The sequence below is a fragment of the bacterium endosymbiont of Bathymodiolus sp. 5 South genome, assembly GCF_900128535.1.
In the GTDB taxonomy this organism is placed as follows: domain Bacteria; phylum Pseudomonadota; class Gammaproteobacteria; order PS1; family Pseudothioglobaceae; genus Thiodubiliella.
The window spans coordinates 1-3,686 of sequence record NZ_FQTR01000161.1 but is presented as its reverse complement, the minus strand read 5'-3'; the positions used below and the strand labels follow the sequence as shown (position 1 = coordinate 3,686).

Annotated in this window: 1 protein-coding gene; it reads left to right on the top strand. The window is 46.1% G+C overall.

From position 1 onward, the window contains the following. Positions 1 to 9: 9 nt before the first annotated feature. A partial coding sequence (locus tag BBROOKSOX_RS09500) for a beta strand repeat-containing protein (protein WP_445013901.1) occupies positions 10 to 3,686 on the top strand: 3,677 nt, incomplete at its 3' end.

Genomic DNA, 3,686 nt, shown 5'->3' with positions numbered 1-3,686 from the left:
AACATCTTAGTGTTTAGTTACACAATAGCCAGCGGTGACACGGCAACAACTGGCATAACTGCCACCACAACTGCCTTGTCTTTAAACGCTGGCAGCATTAAAGATACTACAGGCAACGCCATACAATTAGCCACACCAGCAGTAGCCAGTAGTGCAAACACAATAACCGTTGACGCCAAAGCCCAAAATTCTGTTGATTCAGACCCACCAACCGCTTTATTACAAGAGCCGCAGCGTGGTTTTGTTATCAATGGCGAGACGAGAGGTGATCAAAGTGGCGTCTCAGTCTCCTGTGCAGGTGATGTCAACGGCGATGGCTTGGATGATTTGATTGTGGGTGCTAGGTATGCCGATCCAAGTGGTAAATTAAATGCAGGTAAATCTTATGTTGTGTTTGGTAAAGCCGACGGTAGTGCTATTGATCTAAGCGCCATTGCTGATGCAAACAACCCCATAGGGGGCTTTGTGATTAATGGTGCGGCAGCGAGTGATAAAAATGGCATCTCAGTCTCCAGCGCAGGCGATGTCAACGGCGATGGCTTAGATGATTTGATTGTGGGTGCTACGCACGCCGACCTAAATGGTAAAAAAGATGTAGGTAAATCTTATGTTGTATTTGGCAAAGCGGATAGCAGTGCCATTAATCTAAGCACTATTGCTACTGGCAACTCTTCAGGAGGCTTTGTTATCAATGGTGAGGAAGCGAATGATTGGAGTGGCATCTCAGTCTCCAGCGCAGGCGATGTCAACGGCGATGGCTTGGATGATTTGATTGTGGGTGCTGCACACGCCGACCTAAGTGGTAAATTAGATGCAGGTAAATCTTATGTTGTATTTGGTAAAGCGGATAGCAGTGCCATTAATCTAAGCACTATTGCTGCTAGCAACTCTCTAGGAGGCTTTGTTATCAATGGTGAGGAAACGAATGATTGGAGTGGTCTCTCAGTCTCCAGTGCAGGCGATGTCAACGGCGATGGCTTGGATGATTTGATTGTGGGTGCTGGACGCGCCAACCTAAATGGTAAATCGAATGTAGGTAAATCTTATGTTGTATTTGGTAAAACCAACGGTAATGCTATTGATCTGAGTACTATTGCTGATGCAAACAACCCGACAGGGGGCTTTGTTATCAATGGCGAGATAAAATATGATTATAGTGGCTTCTCAGTCTCCAACGCAGGCGATGTCAACGGCGATGGCTTGGATGATTTGATTGTGAGCGCCTATAAGGGCGATCCAAGCAGTAAATCAGAGGCGGGTAAAACTTATGTTGTGTTTGGTAAAGCCAACAATAGTGCCATTGATCTGAGTGTGATTGCTGATGTAAGCAACCCTACAGGGGGATTTGTTATTAATGGCGAGGCGGCAGAGAATTATAGTGGCTGGTCTGTCTCCAGTGCAGGCGATGTCAACGGCGATGGCTTGGATGATTTGATTGTGGGTGCTCCATATGCCAATCCAGATGGTAAATCATTTGCAGGTAAATCTTATGTTGTGTTTGGCAAAATCAACAGCAGCGCCATTAATCTTAGCGCTATTGCTGATGCAAATAACCCTACGGGAGGGTTTGTTATGAATGGCGAGGTGACGGGTGGTGAGAGTGGCGCCTCAGTCTCCTCTGCAGGCGATGTCAATGGCGACGGCTTGGATGATTTGATTGTGGGTGCTAAGTATGCTAATCCAAATGGCCATGACTCAGGTAAATCTTATGTCATCTTCGGCAAAACCGACACCAATGCCATAGACTTAGCAAAACTGGGCGGTAATCCCAAACACACCATTGATTATCTCGGTGATAAAAATGCCAACACATTCACAGGCGCCAGTCGCGATGAAATCTTCGTTGCCGGCGCTGGCAACGATACCCTAACAGGCAATGGTGGCATGGATGTATTTAACGCCGGCTTAGGCACAGATAGTATTCTCATTAACGCCAGCAATATCACTGCATTAGAAAAAACCGGCACAGGCAACCGTGCCCGTGTGGATGGCGGTGGTGGCGTTGATACTCTTAAATTAGACGGTGCAAGTCTAATCTTGGATTTAACCAAAATCAGCAATACCCGTATTCGAGATATTGAAATAATTGATATTAGGGGCTCAGGCAACAATACCTTGAAACTCAATCTGAATGACCTATTAGATGCTTCTACCAGCACCAATATTCTTAAAGTGTTAGGGGATAGTGGTGACACTGTGAGTATATCAGGCTTTATCAAGGTGTCAGGCATTACTAGAACTGAAGGCGATGTTACTTATGATGTTTATACCCATGGTTATGCCAGCACTGATACCAAAGCTGCACTTTGGGTTCAACAAGGTGTTAGCATGAAAGATATGCATCGCGGCTTTGTTATTAATGGCAAGGTGGCAGGCGACCAAAGTGGCTACTCAGTCTCCAGCGCAGGCGATGTCAACGGCGATGGCTTGGATGATTTGATTGTGGGTGCTCCTTTTGCCGATCTAAGTGGCAAATCAAATGCAGGTAAATCTTATGTTGTATTTGGTAAAGCGGATGGTAGTGCTATTAATCTGAGTGCTATTGCTGATGCAAACAACTCCACAGGGGGTTTTGTGATTAATGGTGAGGCAGCGGATGATCGTAGTGGCTACTCAGTCTCCAGCGCAGGCGATATCAACGGCGATGGTTTAGATGATTTGATTGTGGGTGCTTGGGGTAGTCAGATATGGACAGGTAAATCTTATGTTGTATTTGGTAAAGCCAACAGTAGTGCTATTAATCTAAGTGCCATTGTTGATGCAGACAACCCGACAGCAGGGGGCTTTGTGATTAATGGTGAGGCAGAGGATAATCGTAGTGGCTTCTCAGTCTCCAGCGCAGGCGATGTCAACGGCGATGGTTTAGATGATTTGATTGTGGGTGCTTGGACTGCCGACCCGAGTGGCAAATCAGATGCAGGTAAATCTTATGTTGTGTTTGGTAAAGCCAACAGTAATGCTATTAATCTAAGCACTATTGCTGATGCAAACAACCCTACAGGAGGCTTTGTGATTAATGGCGAGGTGGCGAATGATCGTAGTGGCTACTCAGTCTCCAGCGCAGGCGATGTCAATGGCGATGGCTTGGATGATTTGATTGTGGGTGCTTGGGATAGTGAGACATGGACAGGTAAATCTTATGTTGTGTTTGGTAAAGCCAACAGCAGCGCCATTAATCTGAGTGCTATTGCTGATGCAAACAACCCTACAGGAGGCTTTGTGATTAATGGTGAGGTGGCGAATGATCGTAGTGGCTACTCAGTCTCCAGCGCAGGCGATGTCAATGGCGATGGCTTGGATGATTTGATTGTGGGTGCTACATATGCCGATCCAAGTGGTAAATCAAATGCAGGTAAATCTTATGTTGTATTTGGTAAAGCGGATGGTAGTGCTATTAATCTGAGTGCTATTGCTGCTGCAAACAACCCTACAGGAGGCTTTGTGATTAATGGCGAGGCAACGAGTGATTATAGTGGCGGCTCAGTCTCCAGTGCAGGCGATGTCAATGGCGATGGCTTGGATGATTTGATTGTAGGTACGCAGGGTGCCGATCCAAGTGGTAAATCATTTGCAGGTAAATCTTATGTTGTGTTTGGCAAAGTCAACAGCAGCGCCATTAATCTTAGTGCTATTGCTGATGCAAATAACCCTACGGGAGGGTTTGTTATGAATGGCGAGGTGACGGG